The organism is Streptomyces otsuchiensis (assembly GCF_004305975.1).
GTDB lineage: Bacteria > Actinomycetota > Actinomycetes > Streptomycetales > Streptomycetaceae > Streptomyces > Streptomyces otsuchiensis.
The window spans coordinates 1-19,520 of record NZ_BHZI01000096.1 but is presented as its reverse complement, the minus strand read 5'-3'; the positions used below and the strand labels follow the sequence as shown (position 1 = coordinate 19,520).

At 73.6% G+C, this 19,520-nt stretch carries 16 protein-coding genes; 8 read left to right on the top strand and 8 right to left on the bottom strand.

Features of this window, described 5'->3' with window-relative positions; genetic code table 11:
- The first annotated feature begins 200 nt into the window (after positions 1–200).
- On the top strand, positions 201–2,276 hold the full coding sequence (locus E0D90_RS11500) for a cell division protein PerM (protein ID WP_130797757.1): 2,076 nt from the start codon (positions 201–203) through the stop codon (positions 2,274–2,276).
- A 217-nt stretch (positions 2,277–2,493) separates the two neighbouring features.
- Here E0D90_RS11500 and E0D90_RS11495 read toward each other — a convergent pair whose 3' ends face one another.
- Entirely contained in the window at positions 2,494–3,369 is an 876-nt protein-coding gene (locus E0D90_RS11495; RefSeq protein WP_227870146.1) for a hypothetical protein, read from the bottom strand.
- Between the two features lie 213 nt (positions 3,370–3,582).
- On the opposite strand from E0D90_RS11495, the gene purN reads away from it, so the two are divergent.
- From purN to E0D90_RS11475, 4 genes are all read left to right on the top strand, one after another.
- Complete coding sequence (gene purN, locus E0D90_RS11490) at positions 3,583–4,206, top strand: phosphoribosylglycinamide formyltransferase (RefSeq protein ID WP_130797755.1); 624 nt, start codon at positions 3,583–3,585, stop codon at positions 4,204–4,206.
- Positions 4,203–5,810: a bifunctional phosphoribosylaminoimidazolecarboxamide formyltransferase/IMP cyclohydrolase gene (gene purH, locus E0D90_RS11485; protein ID WP_103503675.1), complete on the top strand. Its 1,608-nt coding sequence runs from the start codon at positions 4,203–4,205 to the stop codon at positions 5,808–5,810. Before purN ends, purH begins: the two co-directional genes overlap by 4 nt.
- A gap of 296 nt (positions 5,811–6,106) precedes the next feature.
- Entirely contained in the window at positions 6,107–6,937 is an 831-nt protein-coding gene (locus tag E0D90_RS11480; RefSeq protein WP_130797753.1) for a hypothetical protein, read from the top strand.
- A 365-nt stretch (positions 6,938–7,302) separates the two neighbouring features.
- The gene (locus tag E0D90_RS11475; protein ID WP_227870145.1) at positions 7,303–7,800 is read left to right on the top strand and encodes an excalibur calcium-binding domain-containing protein; all 498 of its coding nucleotides are present in this window, start codon (positions 7,303–7,305) and stop codon (positions 7,798–7,800) included.
- A gap of 141 nt (positions 7,801–7,941) precedes the next feature.
- On the opposite strand, the gene E0D90_RS11470 is transcribed toward E0D90_RS11475, so the two are convergent.
- The 3 genes from E0D90_RS11470 to E0D90_RS11460 all read right to left on the bottom strand — a co-directional run bounded on the left by E0D90_RS11470 (position 7,942) and on the right by E0D90_RS11460 (position 9,869).
- Positions 7,942–8,202 (bottom strand): hypothetical protein, encoded by a 261-nt coding sequence (locus E0D90_RS11470; RefSeq protein WP_103502673.1) that lies wholly within the window; start codon positions 8,200–8,202, stop codon positions 7,942–7,944.
- A gap of 143 nt (positions 8,203–8,345) precedes the next feature.
- Positions 8,346–8,996 carry an HNH endonuclease family protein gene (locus tag E0D90_RS11465; RefSeq protein ID WP_374754074.1) on the bottom strand — a complete coding sequence of 217 codons (651 nt, stop codon included), beginning with the start codon at positions 8,994–8,996 and terminating at the stop codon, positions 8,346–8,348.
- A gap of 279 nt (positions 8,997–9,275) precedes the next feature.
- Positions 9,276–9,869 (bottom strand): RDD family protein, encoded by a 594-nt coding sequence (locus E0D90_RS11460; RefSeq protein WP_103502670.1) that lies wholly within the window; start codon positions 9,867–9,869, stop codon positions 9,276–9,278.
- Positions 9,870–10,168: 299 nt separating this feature from the next.
- Between E0D90_RS11460 and E0D90_RS11455 the strand changes: the two genes are divergently transcribed.
- The 3 genes from E0D90_RS11455 (at position 10,169) to E0D90_RS11445 (ending at position 13,469) form a co-directional block, all read left to right on the top strand.
- Complete coding sequence (locus E0D90_RS11455) at positions 10,169–11,035, top strand: bifunctional methylenetetrahydrofolate dehydrogenase/methenyltetrahydrofolate cyclohydrolase (protein ID WP_103502669.1); 867 nt, start codon at positions 10,169–10,171, stop codon at positions 11,033–11,035.
- Positions 11,028–11,591 carry a DUF3017 domain-containing protein gene (locus tag E0D90_RS11450; RefSeq protein WP_130797751.1) on the top strand — a complete coding sequence of 188 codons (564 nt, stop codon included), beginning with the start codon at positions 11,028–11,030 and terminating at the stop codon, positions 11,589–11,591. The genes E0D90_RS11455 and E0D90_RS11450 overlap by 8 nt, the downstream gene beginning before the upstream one ends.
- Positions 11,592–11,849: 258 nt before the next feature.
- Positions 11,850–13,469 carry a BCCT family transporter gene (locus tag E0D90_RS11445; protein ID WP_227870144.1) on the top strand — a complete coding sequence of 540 codons (1,620 nt, stop codon included), beginning with the start codon at positions 11,850–11,852 and terminating at the stop codon, positions 13,467–13,469.
- 235 nt (positions 13,470–13,704) lie between these two features.
- On the opposite strand, the gene E0D90_RS11440 is transcribed toward E0D90_RS11445, so the two are convergent.
- The 4 genes from E0D90_RS11440 to E0D90_RS11425 form a co-directional block, all read right to left on the bottom strand.
- Positions 13,705–14,664: a glycine betaine ABC transporter substrate-binding protein gene (locus E0D90_RS11440; RefSeq protein WP_157996852.1), complete on the bottom strand. Its 960-nt coding sequence runs from the start codon at positions 14,662–14,664 to the stop codon at positions 13,705–13,707.
- A 180-nt stretch (positions 14,665–14,844) separates the two neighbouring features.
- Entirely contained in the window at positions 14,845–16,362 is a 1,518-nt protein-coding gene (locus E0D90_RS11435) for a GMC family oxidoreductase (protein WP_227870147.1), read from the bottom strand.
- Positions 16,363–16,504: 142 nt separating this feature from the next.
- Positions 16,505–18,007 (bottom strand): aldehyde dehydrogenase family protein, encoded by a 1,503-nt coding sequence (locus tag E0D90_RS11430; RefSeq protein WP_130797743.1) that lies wholly within the window; start codon positions 18,005–18,007, stop codon positions 16,505–16,507.
- Between the two features lie 337 nt (positions 18,008–18,344).
- Positions 18,345–19,334, bottom strand: a complete 990-nt coding sequence (locus E0D90_RS11425; RefSeq protein WP_130797741.1) for a malate dehydrogenase — start codon at positions 19,332–19,334, stop codon at positions 18,345–18,347.
- Positions 19,335–19,520: the final 186 nt, after the last annotated feature.

Below are 19,520 nucleotides of genomic sequence, written 5' to 3'. Positions count from 1 at the left end.
CCCCAGGAGCCGCCGCCCGTCCCCGTGCCCCGCCGGCCGGGGCGGGCGGCGGCTCCTGGGGCGGTCATCCGGGGACCGACGCGGTCTGACGAGACAACATGACGGATAGTCTGAAAACACGCATAAGTACATATTGAGTGACGTCGCCCGGAAATCCGCGATACCGCGCCAATCGCGGTGTTGTTGGCAGCATGGCCCGGGTGAGTGCCCTCATCGCCGCGACCGCCGACCGCCTGCGTCGCCTTCAGATCCGCCCGCGCGGCCGCCGCAACCAACTCGACGGGCAGCGCCGGCAGGGCGCCGCCCAGCCGTCGACCGGCGGTGGCGGTGGCGGTGGTGGTGGCGGCGGCGGACGGCCCGGCAACGGCCCGACCGCGCACGGTGCCCCAGCCGCCGACACCGCCGGCCGTCCCACCACCAACGCCTGGCCCGGCGGACCCGCCGTCATCGAAGGGCTGGTCGCCGCCGGACTCGGCCTCGGACTGCTCGCCGTCGTCGTGCTGGTGCTGTGGACGGTCTCCCCGCATCCCGACGACGGGCCCGGCACCGCCACGGCCGTCGCCGTCGACCTCTGGCTCCTCGCCCACGGCGCCGCGCTGGTGCGCAGCGAGACCCTCGGCGGCACCCCGGCGCCGATCGGCATCACCCCGCTGCTTCTCGCGCTGCTGCCTGGCTGGCTGCTGCGCCGCGCCATGCGGGTCGCCATGCGGCCCGAGTCCGAGCCCTACGACGCACTGCGCACCGCGTTGTGGGTCTGCTGCGGCTACCTGCTGGTCGCGGCCGGGGCCCTGCTCTACACGCTGGACGGGCCGATCCGGGCCGATCCGGTGAGCGCGGCCGCGTTCGTGCCCGCGTTCGCGCTGGTGCTCACCGTCGTCGCGGGCTGGTCGCACACCGGGCCGCCACTGCTTCCCGCCCGTGCCCAGTGGCTCCACGAGACCGACGCGCCGCGAGCCGCCGCCGCGGGACTCGCGGCCATGTGCGGGGCCGGCGCGGTGCTCGCCGCAGTCGCGCTGGTCGGGCACGCCGGCGCGGCGCAGGACCTCTTCGGTCAGCTCGCCGGTGACTGGTCGGGCCGGATCGCGTTGCTGCTGCTGGGATGCGCGCTGGTTCCGAACGCCGCGGTCTGGGCGGCGTCCTACGGCCTGGGCCCCGGCTTCACCGTCGGCGGTGGCGTCGTGCTCTCACCGCTGGCAGCGGGCACCGACACCCAACTGCCGCCGTTCCCGCTGCTGGCGGCGCTGCCCGGCGACGGCCGCACCCTGACCACCGTGTTGCTCGCCGCCCTCGTGCCCCTGGCGGGGATCGTTGTCACCGCCACGTTCCTCGGGCGGTCGGCGGTGCCGGTGCGCGCGGACCGGACCACCGCGACCACGGCCCGGGGAACCGCCTGCGCGGCGCTGATCGCCGCCGCCCTGCTGGGCACCGGGATGGCACTGCTCGCTCTGCTGGCCGGCGGCCCGATCGGCACGGGCGACCTCGCGGCGTTCGGGCCACAGCCCTGGCTGGCCGGCCTCGCCGCATTCGGCTGGACGGCGGTGCTGGGCACCCCGGCGGCGCTGGCGGCCCGCGCCTGGCGGCTCCGTCGCCCCGACTTCGCCCGGAGCATGGTCAGCGGCGGGGCGGGTGGCGCCCGGCACCTCGTCGTGAGCGGCGGCCGGGCCGTCGCCGGTCTGGTACCTATCCCTCGGCGGCGGGCCGCCGGGGAGCGGGAGGGGGCCGGCGATTCCGCCTGCGCGACGCCACCTCGGCCCGCAGCCCCCGCGTCCCCCGCTCCGTCCGGGGCCACCGGCGGAATCGGCGGAATCGGCGGAACCGGCGAATCCGCGGACGCCGCGGACGCCGCGTCCGGCGGCGGCCGGTGGGCGGCCCTGACACGCCGCGCCGGCCGGTTGCGGCGCGGGCACCGGGCCGACATCGCCGCCGAAACCGAGCCGGACCCGAACCCGGCTACGGCGCCGCCCGTCCCGTCCGCGCCTCCCGGCGCGCTCTCCGGCGCGGGGGACGGACGCATCGCCTGGCAGGGAAGCGGGGCGCTGCCCGAAGAGCTGTCCCTGACGGCCGGTGCCCGGCCCGTGGCCCTGGGACGGCGCGCGACAGCGGCACGCGCCCGGCCGACGCCCCCGGGAACCGCGGCCGCGCCGCCGGTGCCGGGCGTGCCGCCCGGTGCGCCCGAGCCCCCGCGTTCCTCGCCGCCCGTCGCTCCCGAGGCGGCGGAGCAGGACGGCCCGCGCGTTCTCCCGCCCGATCCGCCGGGCGGCCCCGGCACCGCCTGACCGCCTCCGCCACCGGAGCCGCGCGCCCGGGAACGGCCGCCGCTCACCCACCCCCACCACAACGAGAAGCCGGAGGAGAGACGGTTCTCTCCTCCGGCTTTCCCCTGCCGTGGACCGATGTGCCAGGACTCCCGCGCCGTCAGACCCCGTCAGACGCCGTCAGACGCCGTCAAGCGGACTAAGCGCCGCCGTCAGGCCGGTGCGTTCCCGTTCCCGCTCAGCGTTCCCCGATGTACACGTCGTGCAGCACCTCGGGAAGCAGGCTGTCGCATGCCTCGTGCGACGGGATGGTCAACGCGTCGCGCGCGCACACGAAGTAGTCCTGGTACACCATCTGGACGGTGAAGTTGGCGGCCACCATGCCCAGCGCCAGCGAGGCCAGCCCGACGCCGAACGCCGCCGCCGTCATCATCGGGCGCTTCCCGTTGCCGCCGGTCCGTCCCGCGCCACCCTGTCCGGGTGCGCCCGGGGCGGGCTGCGGAGCCCAACCGGTAGCGGCCGGGGTGTCCGGGGTGGTCGGGGTGTCCGGCTCCGCCGGGGTGGCGCCGGGCGCCGACGGGGCCGCGCCCTCCCGGGTGCCGCTCTTCTCGGCCGCCGTCAGCTCGTCCCGGGCGCCGCGCAGCGCGCTGACACCCCAGTAGAGCGCGAAGGCGGCGAGGAACAGCGCCAGCCAGTCCCAGCCCAGCAGGGCCGGGAACACGGCCCAGCCGCCGGCCAGCAGGGAGTAGCGGGCGTGCCGCTGACGGGGGTCGGAGGGGTCCCAGCGCGGCGCGCGGCGTCCCTCGCGGTCGCGGTCGCCGTCCTCGCGCTGCTGCGGGGTCAGGCCGAAGCCGCCGCTCTGGCGCCCGGGCTGGCGGGAGCTCCACTGGCGGCCCCACGGCGAGCGGCGGGAGTCGCCCTCGCCCCGGTCGCCGCCGTCCCGGCCCTTCTCGTCCTTGCCGTCGCCGTCACCGTTGCCACCGGAGCCGTTCGGGTCCTCGGACTGTCGCCGGCTCCAGGTGCGGACCGGGGTGCCCTCGGGTGGTGCGGCGAAGGGGTTGGGTTCCTCGGTGGGCCGGCCGTCTGGAGCGGAAGCGCGACGTCGGTCGGTCATCTGGTCGTCGTATCCCCTTCGTAGCGCCGTTGGTCCCCGCGGGGCGGCGGTGTCGGTGTCCCGACCGTACCGCCCGGCCAGGCGGACCGTCGTGCCGGGGGAGGCTGGCGTGCCGGTATCGTGACCGGTGGCGGTCGGCGGCGTGGAGCGTATCCGCGTGCGCCGCACGGACCGCCCGATTCGCTTCCCGCGGCCCACAGAAAGCACCCTCTCGTGGCTCCTGCACCGGCAACGCCCCCGGCTCGCCTGGTCGTTCTCGTCTCCGGCTCCGGCACCAACCTCCAGGCACTGCTGGACGCCGCACGTGACCCGTCCTTCGGCGCCGAGGTCGTCGCCGTCGGCGCCGACCGTGACTGCGCCGGCCTGCGCCGGGCCGAGGACGCCGGGATCCCGACGTTCGTCTGCCGGGTCCGGGACCACGCCACCCGTGAGGAGTGGGACGGTGAGCTGGCCGGGAAGGTCGCCGCTCACCGCCCGGACCTCGTGGTCTCCGCGGGCTTCATGAAGATCGTGGGCGCGCGTTTCCTGGCGCGCTTCGCCGGACGCACCGTCAACACCCATCCGGCCCTGCTCCCCAGTTTTCCCGGCGCCCACGGGGTGCGCGACGCGCTCGCGCACGGCGTGAAGGTGACCGGGTGTACCGTCCACTTCGTTGACGAGGGCGTCGACGCCGGACCGATCATCGCGCAGGGCGTGGTCGAGGTCCGTGAGGACGACGACGAGTCCGCCCTCCATGAGCGGATCAAGGAAGTCGAGCGAGACATGCTCGTCGATGCCGTGGGGCGCCTGGCCCGGGACGGCTATCGCATCGAGGGACGAAAGGTACTGATCCCGTGACCGCCGACCGTACGGCCACCACCGCCACCAGCCCGAGCGACGCCTCCGCGTCCGACGGGCGCCGCCCGCTGCGCCGCGCGCTGGTCAGCGTCTACGACAAGACCGGCCTGGAGGAGCTGGCCCGCGGCCTGCACGCGGCCGGTGTCCAGCTCGTCTCCACCGGCTCCACCGCCGGCCGGATCGCGGCCGCCGGAGTGCCGGTGACCCCGGTCGAGGAGCTGACCGGCTTCCCCGAGTGCCTGGACGGCCGGGTCAAGACGCTGCACCCCGCGGTGCACGCCGGCATCCTGGCCGACCTCCGCCTGGAGGACCACCGTCGCCAGCTCGACGAGCTCTCCGTCGAGCCGTTCGACCTGGTGATCGTCAACCTCTACCCCTTCCGGGAGACCGTCGCCTCCGGCGCGAGCCCCGACGCGTGCGTGGAGCAGATCGACATCGGTGGCCCGGCGATGGTCCGTTCCGCCGCCAAGAACCATCCGTCGGTGTCGGTGGTGGTCAACCCCGAGCGCTACGGCGATGTGCTGGAGGCCGCCGCGGGTGGCGGCTTCGACCTGACCACCCGCCGCCGGCTGGCCGCCGAGGCGTTCGCGCACACCGCGGCCTACGACGCGGCCGTGGCCTCCTGGTTCGCCGAGGGCTACGCGGCGGACGACGAGCCGCTGCCCGCGTTCACCGGTGGCGCGTACGAGCGGCAGCAGGTGCTGCGCTACGGCGAGAACCCGCACCAGCCGGCCGCGCTCTACCGCGACGGCAGCGGCACGGGACTCGCCACCGCCGAGCAGCTGCACGGCAAGGAGATGTCCTACAACAACTACCTGGACACCGAGGCCGCCCGCCGGGCCGCCTACGACCACGACGTCCCGGCGGTCGCGATCATCAAGCACGCCAACCCGTGCGGCATCGCCGTGGGGACGGACGTGGCGGAGGCGCACCGCAAGGCGCACGCCTGCGACCCGGTCTCCGCGTTCGGCGGCGTGATCGCGGTCAACCGGCCGGTGTCGGTGGAGATGGCCGAGCAGGTCGCGGAGATCTTCACCGAGGTCGTCGTCGCCCCCGGCTACGAGGACGGCGCGGTGGACGTGCTGACCCGGAAGAAGAACATCCGGGTGCTGCGCTGCCCGCAGGCTCCGGCGGCGCGCCGCGAACTCCGTCCGATCGAGGGCGGGTTGCTGGTCCAGGAGAAGGACGTCTTCCAGGCGCGGGGCGACGACCCGGCGCACTGGACCCTGGCCGCCGGTGAGGCGCTGGGCGAGGACGACCTGGCGGCGCTGCGGTTCGCGTGGCGCGCCTGCCGCGCGGTCAAGTCGAACGCGATCCTGCTGGCGCGCGACGGTGCCTCGGTCGGGGTCGGCATGGGCCAGGTCAACCGGGTGGACTCGGCGCGGCTCGCCGTGCAGCGCGCCGGCGAGGAGCGGGCGGCGGGTTCGTTCGCGGCCTCGGACGCGTTCTTCCCGTTCGCCGACGGCCTTCAGGTGCTGCTGGACGCCGGTGTCCGGGCCGTGGTGCAGCCGGGCGGTTCGGTGCGTGACGCCGAGGTCGTCGCCGCGGCCGAGGCCGCCGGGGTCACCATGTACCTCACCGGGACCCGCCACTTCTTCCACTGAGGTCGCCGACGGCGGCGGCGCTCCGCGCTCCCGCCCGATCGTGGCCGTCGACCGCACGCCCCGTTCCCGGCCACCCGGCCGTGGACCGGGGCGTGCGGCGTCAGTGGGCGGTGTCGGGGAGTGCGGCTTCGGGCCCGTGTTCACGCGGTACCGGACCGGCCGCCCGGGGTGGCCCGGTGGGATACTCCGATGAGCCGCGTGCGGGCGGGGGCGGGAGGACCGCCCCGCGCCCGGCAGCGGCGGGCGGTGTCGGCGCCGGACCGGGCGCCGTACGCGGAGTCAAGGGGGAACGGGCGATGGACAGGCAGACCGAACGCGGCGTGCTCGGCGGCGGCCTGGTGGCCGCGCTGCTCGTCGGTGGGGCCGTCGCGGCCGCGCTCGCGCTGCTGCTGGACGAGCCCACGGAGATCCAGGCGGCGGCCGGCGGCGGAAGCGCGCTCCTCACGCTGCTGGTCTACCTGGCCGGTGCCCGCCGTGCGCGCACGGCGCTGCCGGCCGGCAGCGGGCGGTTCGTCGACGCGGCCCAGCGGGTCGAGGTGGTGGCCCCGGCGGAGACCACGCTCTGGCTGCGCCGCGCGTCCGCGGCGTCGAAGCGGCTGGACGGACACCGGGACGTCGGGCTGCGCGGCCGGGACGGCGCCGGCACCGCGGTCGGGAGTCCGGCGCTGGTCGCGGTACTGGAGGACGCGTCCGTGCAGGCGGAGCTGGCGGCGGAACAGCTCGCCGACCGGGCGATCGCGGTGTCGATCATCGACACCGCGATCGGCGACACCGACACCCGCGACCTCCGCTCCGAGCAGGCGCGGCTGGAACGCGAGGCGGAGATGGCCCCTCCCGGCGCGCTGCGGGACGCCAAGGCCGCGTCGGCCCGCGCGGTCGCCGACCGCGTCACGTCGGTGCTCCGGCTGGAGGAGCTGCGCCGCGAGCTGATGGCTGCCCTGGAGTCGGTGACGCTGCGGCTGGAGGCGGTCGCCGAACACGGCGGGATGCTGCTCTCGGTGCAGGTCGCCGGTGACGCGGCGGCCCAGTCGATGGACCTCTCCCGGCTGACCGGAGAACTCCGCTCCGTCCAGGAGGGTCTGGACCAGCTGGAGGAACTGACCCGGGCGCTGGCCGCCGACGGCTGAGAGCCGTGCTCCGCCCTGTCTCGGCCGGGCGCGCCGTGCCCGCCCGACCCCGGTCGCCCGCGCGTTCGGTGAAAACGCGGACAGGGCCGCCCGCACCTCGCTAACATCACGGTTCCCCCACGCGTCACGCACCAACTCCCCCACGCACGTGCCCCCTTCCGAGTGCGGTCGGGCATCGGTTCACGGCCGAGGGCGGGCGCCATGCGGGCAGCGGCCCGCAGCAGGGGAAGACGACAAGGGGGGTCGCCATGACCCAGCACACCCCGGGCCCGCAGTGGTCCGATCAGCCGCCGTGGTCTCCGCCACAGCCACCGCAGCCACCGCTGCCGCCCGCGGCACCGCCGGCTGTCCCGGACCAGCGGCCCATGCGCAGGCGGCCCGCCTTCTGGGGCGCCATCGCCGCGACCTACTTCGTGGCGTTCGCCTGTGTCGCGGCCGTCAGCGACCCCGAGGGCACGGGGGGTGGTTCCGGCGGTACGGCCGCCGCCGCGCCCGGCGAGCCGTCGAGCACCCAGGACGCCGCCGAAGCCGTCGCCAAGGAGAAGGACGCCGGGGGAGACGAGGCCGAGGACGCGGGCGACCCCGAACCGGCCCCCACCGTCACCGAGACCGAGACCGCCACGGTGACCGCCCCGCCCGAGCCCGCCCGGACGGTGACGGCCGAGCCCGAACCGGCGGTCACCGTCACCGAGACGGTCGAGGTGCCGGTCACCGCCCAGCCCGACGCCGGGGGAGGGGGCGCGGCCACGTACTACAAGAACTGCGACGCCGCCCGCGCAGCGGGTGCCGCGCCCGTGTACGCGGGAGACCCCGGGTACGGGCGGCATCTGGACCGCGACGGTGACGGCATCGGCTGCGAGTGAAGCCGGGCCGCCTGGTTCTCACCGGTACGAGTGACACGACGTCCGGTCCGGCTCGTTCACCGGTACGGGTACCGCCCCGGTGTACGGCACGTGGGCAGCCCTGGGCGGGTAAGGAGTCGGGGGACGGCGCCGCGTGGACGATCAGGGCTGGGGGCGGTGGAGCAGGCTGATCAGCACGTCGTGCAGTACCTCGTGGTCGCGCGGGTCGTGCAGCACGAAGGGGCCGCCCTCGATCGTGTACCACTCGGCCGCGCCGTCGTAGCGGACGCGCAGCGTCAGGGTGCCGTCGGCGGCGGCGTCGGTGGCGAGCTCCAGCTGGCCGGTGACGACGCCGGCCTCCTTGGTCATCACTCCGCCGCGCGGGGCCTTGAAAACGGTGGTGCGTTCGGTGGATTCACTCATGCTGGGCATCTCACCACATTCGGGAGGAGCACACGTGCGACGTGCGCACGGATGTGGCCCGTCCGCGCCGTGCGTGGGGCACGGCGGGACGGGCCACGGGGCCGGGAGGCGCGGTGCCGCCGTGGGGGCGGCGCCGCCGCCGGTCAGCAGTAGCTGTTGAGCGCGGACTGCAGGGCCGACTTCTCCCCGGAGTCGACCTTCAGGTCGTAGGAGTGCTTGACCCGTATCCACATGCGCGTGTAGGTGCAGCGGTACTCGGTCCGCGGCATCCAGTCGGCCGGGTCCTGGTCGCCCTTGGAGCTGTTGGAGGACTGGCTGGCCACGATCAGCTGCGGCCAGTACAGGTCGTTGGCGAACTCCGCGCGGCGCTCACGGGTCCAGCTGTTGGCGCCGGAGCGCCATGCCTCGGCGAGCGGGACCACGTGGTCGATGGTGGCCTGGGAGACGGTCGTGGTGGTGGTGGCGTCGTACTGGCTGTACCAGCTGCCGGAGGTGGGCTGGCAGTTGGCGCCGACGTTCACGTTGGAGCCGTCGCGCTGGAGGACGGTCTGCCGGGCGGTGCAGCCGCCGCTGGACCGCCAGTGGGGGAACTCGTCTCGGGAGTAGCCGGCCATCGAGCCCTCGGCGGCGACGGTCAGCTGGTTGAGTTCGCTCTGGGCCGTGGCGGCCGAGGGTATCCGCGGCGGTGCGGCGGTGGCCGCGGAGCCGAGCAGGGAGACCAGTAGGGTCGTCACGCAGGCGACGACGGCCGCCGCGAACCAGCGGGTGCGGCGGGTGGTGGTGGGACGGGGCACGGGTACGCCTCCTGGCGGTAAGTGGGGGTTACCTGGGGAGAATTACCGAGCAATGTAGCAGGTGCATGTCAAATGTCTACGCGAGTTGATGAACGTTCCGGGTCGATTCCGTGCCGGTCGTGTTTCCGCCCGGCCGGCCGCTGATCCGGTGGACTCCCCGCCACTGGAACCCCGTTCGTGCATTCCCCGTCGCCGTGCGCACCAACGGCGGTGGGGCCGAATCCCGTTCGGGATTCGGCCCCACGACGCTTCGCGCGTGACGCGGTCCTGCGGCCCTGTTCAGAGCTTGCGGACGACGACGGTGCCCACGATCTTGTCGGCGAAGGTCTGCTTCTTGGCGTCCCACAGCGGCCACAGGTAACCCAGGTAGCAGGGCAGGGCGTTGACGATGTCGAGCACGTAGCGCACGACCGCCATGCCGAAGCCCAGGGGCTGCCCGGTCGACTCCTTGAGGACCTGGATGTTGACGGCCTTGCGGCCGGGGGTCTGGCCGGTGGTGCCGAGCAGGTAGGCGAAGTAGATCCAGCCACCGATGCTCAGCAGCACCCCGAGGAAGTAGGTCGGGCCGAAGCTGTCGCCTTCCGTGGTCGGCGTGCCGATGACCATCAGGATGGCCGGGACCACGCCGAGGATCAGCATGTCGAGGATGCGGGCGACGACCCGCGAGCCCCACCCGGCGTAGTCGTTGGGCACGTGGCTGCCGTACGGGTTGGCGTGCCCGCCCTGCTGCGGGTAGCCGTAACCCGGCTGCGGCTGACCCTGCTGCGGGTAGCCGTAACCGGGCTGCGGCTGGCCGCCCTGCTGCGGGTAACCGGGCTGGCCCTGCTGGCCGTACGGGTTCTGGTCGTTGCCCGGCTGAGGCGGGTAGCTCATGATCGGTGTCCTTCTGCGACGGGGCGAGCGGAGTGACCTCGCGAGGGGTCGCTCAGGTACACGCATCCCCCCGGACGGTCATGGGGATCATATGATCCGCATAAGTGCCCGGCGGGCATCGCGGGCACACTGTGTCAAAGCTGCAACCTCGAACTCCGCAGGGCGCACGGCTGGTTGCGCCTCGTCTCCCGGGAAGTCACCGCCCGGGCCGCGACAGCGGCACATCGCAGGTGGCCGACACCGGTGGGGCGCGGGGAGCCGATTGGAGCCGACCGGCCGGTATCCGCAAGGATGGGTCCATGAGCGCTCAGATTCTCGACGGCAAGGCCACTGCCGCCTCCATCAAGTCCGACCTGACCGCCCGCGTCGCCGCGCTGCGGACCCTCGGGGTCACCCCCGGGCTGGGAACGCTGCTGGTGGGCGACGACCCCGGCAGCCAGAAGTACGTGGCCGGCAAGCACCGCGACTGCGCCGCCGTCGGGATCGCCTCGATCCAGCGGGAACTGCCCGCGACCGCGAGCCAGGACGACATCGAGGCGGTCGTCCGGGAACTCAACGACGACCCCGCCTGCACCGGCTACATCGTCCAGCTCCCGCTGCCCAAGGGCATCGACACCAACCGCGTCCTGGAGCTGATGGACCCGGCCAAGGACGCCGACGGGCTGCACCCCGTCAGCCTCGGCCGTCTGGTGCTCAACGAGCCCGCGCCGCTGCCCTGCACCCCCAACGGCATCATCCGGCTGCTGCGCCAGTACGGCGTGGAGATCAACGGCGCCGACGTCGTGGTGGTCGGCCGCGGCACCACCGTCGGCCGCACCCTCCCGCTGCTGCTGACCCGCCGCAGCGAGAACGCGACGGTGACCCAGTGCCACACCGGAACCCGTGACCTCTCGGCACAGCTGCGCCGCGCGGACATCGTGGTGGCGGCGGCCGGGGTCGGCCACCTCGTGAAGCCCGAGGACATCAAGCCCGGCGCCGCCGTGCTGGACGTCGGCGTCAGCCGCGACGAGAACGGCAAGATCGTCGGCGACGTCCACCCCGGTGTCGCCGAGGTCGCGGGCTGGGTCTCGCCGAACCCCGGGGGCGTCGGCCCGATGACCCGGGCGCTGCTGCTGGAGAACGTCGTTCTCGCCGCCGAGCTCGCGGCGGGCACCCGGCATGAGTGACGGCGAGCGTGGTGGCCGTTCCGCCGAGGGCGGCGCGGCCACCGACGGCGCCGAGCCGGCCGCCGCGCCCGAGCCGGCCGCCGCGCCCGAGCCGGCCACTGCTCCGGAGCCGGCCGGCGAGCCCGAGCCGGCCGCCGAGTCCGAGCCCCGCCGGGGCCGGCTGCGGCGACGTTCGCGCCGCCGCTACCCCACCGTCACCGAGGACGTCGCGCCGCCCGAGGGCGGGCGCCGGTCCGCCGACGGCGACGCGCCGGCGCCGATACGGCAGTGGCCCCTGCTGTCCGTGGTGACGGCGTTGTTTTCCGGCCTGCTCGTGATGCTCTTCGATTTCCGGATCGGACTGCTCGTCGTCGGCGCCGCGATGCTCGCCGGCGCGGGGCTGCGACTGACGGTGCCCGCCGTCGGGATGCTCGCGGTCCGCTCCCGCTTCACCGACGTGCTGACCTACGGGGGCATGGGCGTCGTGATTGTGCTGCTCACCCTGATGGCACAGCCGAGTCCGTGGCTGGAGGTCCCCTTCCTCAACGACATCCTGCGGTTCTCGGCGGGCAGCTGAGCGCTTCGACTCCTAGCGCAGAGTGAGCGTCGCGTCCTGTTCGACACGCCGTGGTTACCTGATCGTGACGTATGTTCTCGGACAGTGGGGGCAGGCGAGATCCGTTAGATCAAGTGAACGAAAACCGTATAGCGGTAAGCGGCGGAAGGGGATCGCCTTATGTCATCAGGGCATCCGGGTAAGGGAACGACGGACGTGAAGGACGTGGATCGCGGAGGTGTGCGTCCACCAGCACGTGCGGCGTCGGTCGCTCCATGGGTGTTCTGGCCATCCGTCGCGATCATCGGGGTCTTCGTCATCTGGGCGATGGTCGGCGGGGAGGGTGCGGCGGACAACCTGCTGTCCTTCCGCGCCGAGGTCGTCGACAACCTCAGCTGGTACTACGTGCCGCTCATCACCGGCTTCGTGCTGTTCGCCCTGTTCATGGGCTTCAGCCGGTACGGCAAGATCAAGCTCGGCAAGGACGACCAGAAGCCGGACTTCAGTCTCGGCTCCTGGCTGTCCATGCTGTTCGCGGCGGGCATGGGCATCGGGCTGGTCTTCTGGGGCGTCGCGGAGCCGCTGAGCTTCTACATGGCTCCCAAGCCCGGCGTCGGTGAGGGCGAGGCCGAGCGGGCCGAGTTCGCGATGAGCCAGACCTTCCTCCACTGGGGCATCCACCCGTGGGCGATCTACATCGTGGTCGGTCTCGCCATCGCCTACGCGGTGCACCGCAAGGGCCGCCCGGTCTCGATCCGCTGGGCGCTGGAACCGCTGTTCGGCGACCGCGTCAAGGGCCGTCTCGGTGACGCCATCGACGTCATCGCGCTGGTCGGCACCATCTTCGGTGTCGCGACCTCCCTCGGCTTCGGTGTGCAGCAGATCGGTGCCGGTCTGGACCGTCTCGGCATCATCAACGACCCGAACGAGGTCGTGCTCAGCATCATCGTCGTGATCATCACCCTGATGGCGATGGCCTCGGTCGTCTCCGGCCTGGACAAGGGCGTGAAGTGGCTGTCCAACATCAACATCGGACTGGCCGCCTTCATCCTCTTCTTCGTGCTGGTCGCCGGCTCGACCACGATGCTGCTCACCGACTTCTTCCAGAACATCGGTGTCTACCTGCAGAACCTCCCGGGCATGAGCCTGGACACCGGCTCCTGGTTCGGTGACGAGGGCACCGGCTGGGTCGGCGGCTGGACCATCTTCTACTGGGGCTGGTGGATGTCCTGGGCGCCGTTCGTCGGCATCTTCATCGCCCGCATCTCCCGCGGCCGCACCGTCCGCGAGTTCGTGGTCGGCGCCCTCGCCGTGCCCACCGTGCTGAGCTTCTTCTGGTTCACCGTGATCGGCGGCTCCGGCATCCGTGAGCAGCAGGCGAACGGGTCGATGGTGGGAGAGGACGGCAGCGTCGACTCCACGGGGTCCCTGTTCAACCTGCTCGACACCCTGCCGGGCAGCAACATCATCATCGGTATCGCGATCCTGCTGGTGGTCTTCTTCTTCGTCACCTCCTCCGACTCCGCGTCCTACGTGGTCGACATGCTGGCCTCCGGCGGCGACCCCAACCCGCCGACCTGGAGCCGCGTGTTCTGGGCGGGCGTCGAGGGCCTGGCCGCCATCGCCCTGCTGCTCGCCGGAGCCGGGCACGGCCTGACGATCCTGCAGAACGTCTCCGTGATCATCGCTCTCCCCTTCAGCTTCGTCATGATCGCCATGTGTGTGGCGACGCTGAAGTCGCTGCGGGACGAGCACCGGGCGCTGGAGATGGCCGACGCCGAGGTGGCGGAGCAGGAGCTGATCGAGTCCGCGGTCGCCGCCATGGCGGAGGCCCAGGAGGCCGAGGAGTCCGAGAAGGGGGACGACGGCAAGGAGAAGGTCAAGGCCACCGACGGCTGACGCCTCTCCTCACCGATGTCCCGCGACTGACGTCCGGCATCACCGGTCCCGGCCGCCGCGAGGCGGCCGGGACCGCTCACACCACCGCCCCGGCCGGGAACCCCCGGCCGGGAACCCCCGGCCGGGGCGGTGGTGCGTGACGGGACCGTGGTGTGACGGGCGGTGTCATGGATGGCGTGACAGGTGGTGTGTGGCGGCGGCAGGACGGGAAGCCGGCGGGGCGAACCGGGGCGGGTCAGTCCGCCGGAAGCCACTGGGCGACGCGGTCCGCGTTCTCCTCGGCCCAGCGCGCGGCGGCACCCTCCGGGGTCATCCCCTCCGCGGCGATCATCCGGGCCACCTCGTTCTGCTCCTCGGCGCTCCAGCTGAAGTCCGCCAGGAACTCCGCCGCCCGCCCGCCGTTCTCGGCGAAGCCCGCGTTCAGGAACTTCCGCAGCGGGATCTCCGGATACCCGCAGGCGTCACTGCCGCCCTCCCGGTGGCAGCCCGCCGTGTGCGGCGGAAGTTCCACCTCGGCCAGCTCCAGTTCCTCGTGCAGCCAGTGCGGCTGCCACCAGTGCGCCAGCAGCGGCGAGCCACCGCGGGCCGCGCCGCGCAGCGCCTCGATCAGCTGCTCCTCGCCACCGGAGGCGACCGGCGTGTAGTCCAGCTCCAGGGAGTCGATCAGCGCCGCGTCGTGCGACGCGTCCGCCGGGTCCCCGGTCAGCAGCCGCCCCCGCCCGTCGGTCTCGTCAGTGGAGAAGAGACCGGTGAAGTCGTTGAGCTTCTCCCACTCCAGGACGCCCGGATGGGTGTCGGCGACCTCGCCCGGGACATACCAGCCGACGCTGCCGGTCGGACCCAGCTCCCCGGCGGCGACCACCGACATCCGCTGGGCGGTGTACAGCCGCCTCTTCTCCGGGAGCGCGCCCCAGTCCTCCAGGATGGCCTGCACGGAGCCGTCACCGAGCAGGTCCCACGCCTGGTTCTGGGTGAGGGAACGCAGCCGGACGTGGACACCCAGCTCCTCGCGGAGCACATGCGCGGCCACGGCCGCGTTGGCCTGCCCGCCGGCCCACGCCGGCACGGCTATGACCACTTCCTCGTACTCCCCGGCCGACGCCGAGCCGCTCCCGGACGTGCATCCGGTCAGCAGGACCAGTGCCAGAGCGGTCCCGGCGGCCGGCAGGCGGGGTCCCCGCTGCCTTGTCTCCACTGAGATGGTCTCCACTTGTCCGCAGGTCGGCGTTACTCCGAACACATTAGCCATCCGGACCCCTGCCCGAAAGCGCTGGGCGCCCGCCACTCGCGCGCCGTGGCACCGCCGTGTGTTCACTTCGGAGCCGCCCGGGGCCCGGATCGGTCCGCGCCCCGCGGACGTTCACCCCGCGGGCGTTCACCCCGCGGCCAGCAACTCCGCCGCCCGCTCGCCCACCATCAGCACGCACACCATCGGGTTCACCGCCGGGATCGTCGGGAAGACCGACGCGTCCGCGACGCGCAGCCCGGGCACCCCGCGCACCCGCAGCCGCGGGTCGACCACCGCCAGCGGATCGTCCTCGGCACCGATCCGGCAGGTGCCCGCCGGGTGGTAGACGGTGTGCGCGGCCCGCCGCGCGTACGCGCTCAGCTCGTCGTCTCCGGACAGCTCCGGCCCCGGGCAGACCTCCCGGGTCAGCCACGACGCCAGCGGCTCGGTGGCGGCGACCCGGCGGGCCAGCCGGATGCCCTCCACCAGCGTCCGCGCGTCGTAGTCGTCCTCGTCGGTGAAGTACCGGAAGTCCAGCGCCGGCTTCACCTCGGGGTCGGCGCTGGTGAGATACAGCCGGCCGCGGCTGCGGGGCTTGGGGATGTTCGGCGTCATCGACACCCCGTGCGCGGGCCGCCGGTAGCCCAGCCGCTCGGGGTGGTCGGTGAACGGGATCTGGTAGAAGTGGAACATCAGGTCCGGCCCTGCCGAACCGGGGTCGCGGCGGACGAACAACCCGGCGTCGGAGTCCATCGCCGAGTTCTCCGGTATCGGGCCGTCGGTCTCCCAGACGATCACCGACTCCGGATGGTCCAGCAGGTTCTCCCCGACGCCCGGCAGATCCCGGCGCACGGTGATCCCCAGCGCCCGCAACTGGTCGCGGGGGCCGATCCCGGAGAGCAGCAGCAGCCGGGGCGTGTCCACGGCGCCCGCGCACAGCACCACCTCACGCCGGGCCCGCAGCACCGAGACGGAACCGTCGGCCGCCCGCACCCGCACCCCGGTCGCGCGCCCGTCCGCGTCCAGCTCCAGCCGCTGCGCCCACGTCTGAAGGAACAGCCGCAGCCCCGGCCGGTCACCGGCGAGCAGATGCGGGTGCAGATAGGCGACCGACGCGGAGGAACGCCGGTTGGTCGCCGGGTCGTAGGCGAGGTCGAAGAAACCGGCGCCCTCCGTGAACGGCTCGGCGTTGAACCCCTCGACGAGCGGCACGCCCAGCGCGTCGGCCGCGGCCTTCACGAAGTCGCCGGCGATGGCGTTCCGGTCGTCCTCGCCCACCGGGACGATGGTGTTGCGCAGCTTCCCGAAGTACGGGTCCATCGCCTCCGCGTCCCAGCCGTCCGCCCCGGCGGCCACCCACTCCGCCCAGTCGGAGGGCAGCGGGCGGAAGCTGATCAGCGTGTTGTGGGAGGAGCAGCCGCCGAGGACCCGGGCGCGGCTGTGCCGGATCATCGAGTTGCCGCGCGGCTGCGCGGTGGTCGGGTAGTCGTAGTCCAGCTCCCCGCCGAGCAGTTCCTGCCAGCGGCGCAGCGTCAGCACCTCCGGCCGGTCGATGTCGCTCGGCCCGCCCTCGACCACGGCGACGGTCACCGCCGGGTCCTCGGTCAGCCGGGAGGCGATCACCGAGCCCGCGGTGCCCCCGCCGACGACGACGTAGTCGAACAGGTCGCCGTCCGCCTCCCCTGGGGTGGGGGAGCCGGCGGAGTCCGGATGTCCGGCGGCGGCTCTGCGCTCACCGGCCGCTTCGGGGGTGGGGGGATGCATGGCGTTGTTCTCCGATGGCCGCTCGGACGGTGGGCGCTGCCGGTCAGCCCGCGAACCAGCGGACGGGCGCCGGGCGCAGGTTCTCGTAGACGTGCTTGGACTCGCGGTACTCGGCCAGCCCGGCCGGGCCCAGCTCCCGTCCCGTTCCGGAGCGGCCGAAGCCGCCCCACTCGGCCTGCGGGAGATAGGGGTGGTAGTCGTTGATCCACACCGTGCCGTGGCGCAGCCGGGCGGCGACCCGCCGGGCGCGGGCGGTGTCCGCGCTGAAGACGGCGCCGGCCAGGCCGTAGCGGGTGTCGTTGGCCAGTGCCACGGCCTCGTCCTCGGTGCGGAAGGTCTCCACGGTGACGATCGGCCCGAACAACTCCTCGCGGATGACGCCCATGGTGCGGTCGCAGCCGTCCAGCACGGTGGGGGAGTAGAAGAACCCACCGGCCGGGCGGTTCGGGCCCGGTGCGGGACGGGCGCCGCCGCTGCGCAGCACGGCACCCTCGGCGAGGGCGGCGGCCACGTGCGCCTCGGTCTTCGCGAGCTGCGCGGCCGACACCAGCGGGCCGCACTCCACGCCGTCCGCCGTGCCGCGCCCCAGGCGGATCCGGGCGGCCCGCGCGGCCAGCTCGGTGACGAACCGCTCCCGCACGCTCTCCTCGACGATCAGCCGGCTGCCCGCGGAGCAGACCTGCCCGCTGTGGACGAACGCGGCGTTCAGCGCCTGGTCCACACTCGCGTCGAAACCCTCGTCGGTCGCGCAGGCGTCGGCGAAGACCACGTTCGGGTTCTTGCCGCCCAGCTCCAGCGCCACCTTCTTCACGGTCGGCGCGGCCAGCGCCGCGACCGTGGTGCCGCTGGCCAGGCCGCCGGTGAAGGAGACCAGGTCCACGTCCGCGTGGGCGGCCAGCCGGGCACCGACCGGGTCACCGGCGCCGGTCACCAGGTTGGCCACGCCGTCCGGCAGGCCGGCCTCGGCCAGGAGCCGCATCAGCAGCACGGTGGTCAGCGGCGTCAGCTCGGAGGGCTTGGCGACGAAGGTGTTCCCGGCGGCCAGTGCCGGGGCGATCTTCCACGAGACCTGGAGCAGCGGGTAGTTCCACGGCGCGATCAGCGCGCAGACTCCGACCGGCTCGTGCACCACGACGCTGTGCACGTCCGCGCTGCCCGCGTCCACGACCCGGCCGACGGGCTCGGACTCGGCGAGGGCGGCGAAGTAGCGGAAGGCGGCGGTCACGTCGTCCACGTCGACGCGGCCCTCGGCGAGCGTCTTCCCGGTGTCGCGCGACTCGGCGAGCGCGATCTCCTCCCGGTCCCGCTGGAGCAGGCCGGCGACCCGCCGCAGCAGCGCGCAGCGATCGGCGACCGGGGTCCCCGGCCAGGGGCCGTGGTCGAAGGCGCGTCGGGCCGCGGCGACGGCGGCGTCGGCGTCGGCGGCGTCCGCCTCGGCGACCGTCGCCAGTACCGTCGCGTCGGCCGGGTCGACGACGTCCCGGGTGGCGCCGGCGGAGGCCGGCCGCCAGGTCCCGTCGATGAGGAGACTGTCGATCACCGGCACGTTCTCTCGTCCTCCGCGGTGCGGGGGCCGGGGGCGGTCTGTCCCGGCCCGGCCCGTGCTGCGGCACGCCGGGAGCCCGCGACGGCCGCCCTCACCCCTGCCCCACGGCGTGCGGCGGCATGTCGGGGCGGGAAGGGTTGTGGGCTTCGTCACGGCGTACGCGGGGCGCACTGACCTGATCCGCGCGCCTTTGCCCGGGTCCGGGGCATCTGTCCGGTCCGGTGTCTCTGTCCGGCCCGGGGCTCTCTGTTCGGTCCGGGACGCGCCGCAGCCCCCGGCGGGAGACCGGGGGCCGCGGGCGAACAGCGGGGTGGGCGGCCCGGAGTGGGCCGTCCCGTCAGAGCAGGCCGAGACCGCGGACCGCCTCGCGCTCCTCCGCCAGCTCCTTGACCGAGGCGTCGATGCGGGCGCGGGAGAAGTCGTTGACCTCCAGGCCCTGCACGATCTCGTAGCTCCCGCCCGAGCAGGTGACGGGGAAGGAGGAGATGAGGCCCTCGGGCACACCGTAGGAGCCGTCCGAGGGGATGCCCATGGAGGTCCAGTCGCCCTCGGCGGTGCCGTTGACCCAGGTGTGGATGTGGTCGATCGCGGCGGAGGCGGCGGAAGCGGCCGAGGAGGCGCCGCGCGCCTCGATGATGGCCGCACCGCGCTTGGCGACGGTCGGGATGAACTCGTCGGCCAGCCACGCCTCGTCGTTGACGGTGGCGGCGGCGTTCTTGCCGGCGACCTCCGCGTGGAAGATGTCGGGGTACTGGGTCGCCGAGTGGTTGCCCCAGATGGTGAGGCGGCGGATCTCGCTCACCGGCACGCCGGTCTTCGCCGACAGCTGGGACAGCGCGCGGTTGTGGTCCAGGCGGGTCATGGCGGTGAACCGCTCGGCGGGCACGTCCGGCGCGGCGGCCTGGGCGATCAGGGCGTTGGTGTTGGCCGGGTTGCCGACCACCAGGACCTTGATGTCGTCGGCGGCGTGGTCGTTGATCGCCTTGCCCTGCGGCTTGAAGATGCCGCCGTTGGCCTCCAGGAGGTCACCGCGCTCCATGCCCTTGGTGCGGGGGCGGGCGCCGACCAGCAGCGCGACGTTGGCACCGTCGAACGCGGTGTCGGCGCTGTCGGTGATGTCGATGGACTGCAGCAGCGGGAAGGCGCCGTCGTTCAGCTCCATCGCGGTGCCCTCGGCGGCGGGCAGCGCCGGGGTGATCTCCAGCAGCCGGAGCTTGACCGGCACGTCCGGGCCGAGCAGCTGGCCGGAGGCGATCCGGAACAGCAGCGCGTAGCCGATCTGGCCGGCTGCGCCGGTGACGGTGACGGTGACAGGAGTGCGGGACATGGCTGCCTCTCGGGTCGGGGTGCTGTCGGTCGGCGGATCACGGCCAGGTCCCTCGCCGAAATCTCTCTACGTCAAGAGACCCGGCGACAGGTTATCGGAACCCGTCCCACCCGGCGCCGACGCCCTGCGCGCGGACGCGGACCGCGCGCAGGGCGTCGGCGCCGGGTGGGACGGGTTCCGATAACC